The organism is Serratia sp. BW106, assembly GCF_002607755.1.
Classification (GTDB): domain Bacteria; phylum Pseudomonadota; class Gammaproteobacteria; order Enterobacterales; family Enterobacteriaceae; genus Serratia; species Serratia proteamaculans.
Map to the genome: position 1 here is coordinate 24,890 of NZ_MCGS01000022.1, position 2,187 is coordinate 27,076.

Annotated in this window: 3 protein-coding genes and 2 pseudogenes; all 5 read right to left on the bottom strand. The window is 51.0% G+C overall.

Annotated elements, in window-relative coordinates; translation table 11 throughout:
* A pseudogene (gene rplA / locus BEI65_RS27185) lies at positions 1-264 on the bottom strand (50S ribosomal protein L1); the annotation flags it as partial.
* A gap of 3 nt (positions 265-267) precedes the next feature.
* Positions 268-696 (bottom strand): 50S ribosomal protein L11, encoded by a 429-nt coding sequence (gene rplK, locus BEI65_RS16100; RefSeq protein WP_006323135.1) that lies wholly within the window; start codon positions 694-696, stop codon positions 268-270.
* Between the two features lie 158 nt (positions 697-854).
* Positions 855-1,400 (bottom strand): transcription termination/antitermination protein NusG, encoded by a 546-nt coding sequence (nusG, locus tag BEI65_RS16105; protein WP_012004741.1) that lies wholly within the window; start codon positions 1,398-1,400, stop codon positions 855-857.
* 1 nt (position 1,401) lies between these two features.
* Positions 1,402-1,785 (bottom strand): preprotein translocase subunit SecE, encoded by a 384-nt coding sequence (secE, locus tag BEI65_RS16110; protein WP_012004740.1) that lies wholly within the window; start codon positions 1,783-1,785, stop codon positions 1,402-1,404.
* A gap of 257 nt (positions 1,786-2,042) precedes the next feature.
* Positions 2,043-2,187 (bottom strand): annotated as a pseudogene (locus BEI65_RS16115) (elongation factor Tu); the annotation flags it as partial.

Below are 2,187 nucleotides of genomic sequence, written 5' to 3' on the forward strand. Positions count from 1 at the left end.
TTTAGCAGCTTCAGCGTTAGGGCCCTGGGCAAATACGGCAACGCGAACGGAACGACCGGTGCCGTTAGGCAGAACGGTAGCGCCACGAACGTTTTGGTCAGATTTACGAGCGTCGATGCCGAGGTTAACAGCAACGTCAACGCTTTCTACGAATTTAGCGGTGGCCAGCTCTTTCAGCAGAGCAACAGCTTCGGTGATGTCATACTGTTTAGTAGCATCAACTTTGTCACGGATCACGCGCATGCGCTTGGTCAGCTTAGCCATTTCTTAATCCTCCACTACCAGGCCCATGGAACGAGCGGTACCTTCGATGGAGCGAGTCATCGCTTCAACGTTAGAACCAGTCATGTCCGCAGCTTTGGTTTCTGCGATTTCACGTACCTGAGCACTAGTCACTTTACCTACTTTGTCTTTGTTCGGCTTGCCTGAACCAGACTTGATACCAGCCGCTTTTTTCAGCAGAACTGCTGCTGGCGGGGTTTTGGTAACGAAAGTGAAGGAGCGGTCAGAATAAACAGTAATAACAACCGGAATCGGCAGGCCTTTCTCAACGCTGTCAGTCTTAGCATTGAACGCCTTACAGAATTCCATGATGTTAACGCCTTGCTGACCCAGAGCTGGACCAACTGGCGGACTTGGGTTCGCCATACCGGCTGCAACTTGCAGCTTAACGTAGGCTTGTACTTTCTTGGCCATTTACAATTCCTCGGTTTGGGTAATAACGCCTCGTAAGAGGCTCCCCGTGTTTCACCTCGCTCAACGAGCAAGGCCTATAAAAACAAAAGGCGCGAAATTATAGTTCAATTTCGCGCCTCTGACAAGCGGCAAAAAGCCACTTATTGCTGATTAATTGATCAGCCTTTTTCGACCTGAGCAAAGTCCAGTTCCACTGGCGTTGCACGGCCAAAGATGGAAACGGAAACTTTCAGGCGGCTCTTCTCATAATCCACTTCTTCAACAACGCCGTTGAAGTCAGCGAACGGACCATCGCTAACGCGGACCAGTTCACCTGGTTCGAACAGCGTTTTCGGACGCGGCTTATCACCAACCTGCTGCAGGCGGTTCATAATCGCATCAACTTCTTTGTCGCTGATCGGAGCCGGACGGTCAGAAGTCCCGCCGATGAAACCCATTACGCGTGGAACGCTGCGTACCAAGTGCCAGCTGGCATCGTTCATCACCATCTGAACCAGTACATAGCCCGGGAAGAATTTACGTTCGCTTTTGCGACGCTGTCCGCCACGGATTTCAACAACTTCTTCCGTAGGAACCATGACTTCGCCGAACAGTTCTTCCATATCATGCAGTTTGATGTATTCACGCAGCGATTGCGCTACGCGACCTTCAAAACCGGAAAACGCCTGAACGACGTACCAACGTTTTTTTGGAGCTTCAGACATTTTAGAACCTCAGGCCAGTAATAAACGATACCAGACGGACCAGAATACCATCCAGCCCCCACAGAATCAGTGACATCACGGCAGTTACCGCGGCAACGATCAACGTGGTATGTAGCGTTTCCTGACGAGTTGGCCAGATCACTTTGCGCACTTCAGTACGCGCTTCACGTGCAAACGCAACGGTGGCTTTGCCTTTGGTCGTCATCAGCGCCACTGCGCCTGCAACGGCGATAACCACTACAACGGCCAGCGCGCGTAATGGCAGACTGAAATCACGGTAGAAATAGTTACCGACAATCGCTACAACCAACAGAACAGCGACGATCAGCCACTTAGCCGTTTCCAGGCCGCGCCCGCTCCCTTGAGCCTCGGTATTCGCACTCATAAACCAACCTGTCACAATGAATTCAGAACAGACAACTTTGCCTCGCACTGCAAGGCAAACCAAACCGATCAAATGCTGCTCGGCAGCATTTCGGTGTTTTACGCTATGACGTATCTCAGTCAATACGCTTTAAGAGCCCATCTCACCAATGATTATGACTGCAAAATCGCTGATGAGATAGGTTCTAGTTCACAGCGTAGAAAAAGGGCATCAAATGATGCCCTTTTACCGCGTGTCGCGTCAAATGTTATCAGCGATTAAGCGATAACTTTGGCAACAACACCAGCGCCAACAGTACGGCCGCCTTCACGGATTGCGAAACGCAGGCCGTCGTCCATCGCGATTGGGTGGATCAGGGTGACTTTCATGTTCACGTTGTCGCCAGGCATTACCATCTCAACG

Bases quoted from the DNA above. Each gene is read 5' to 3' on its own strand.
- secE (WP_012004740.1), bottom strand. From the start codon at position 1,785: ATGAGTGCGAATACCGAGGCTCAAGGGAGCGGGCGCGGCCTGGAAACG.
- rplK (WP_006323135.1), bottom strand. From the start codon at position 696: ATGGCCAAGAAAGTACAAGCCTACGTTAAGCTGCAAGTTGCAGCCGGT.
- nusG (WP_012004741.1), bottom strand. From the start codon at position 1,400: ATGTCTGAAGCTCCAAAAAAACGTTGGTACGTCGTTCAGGCGTTTTCC.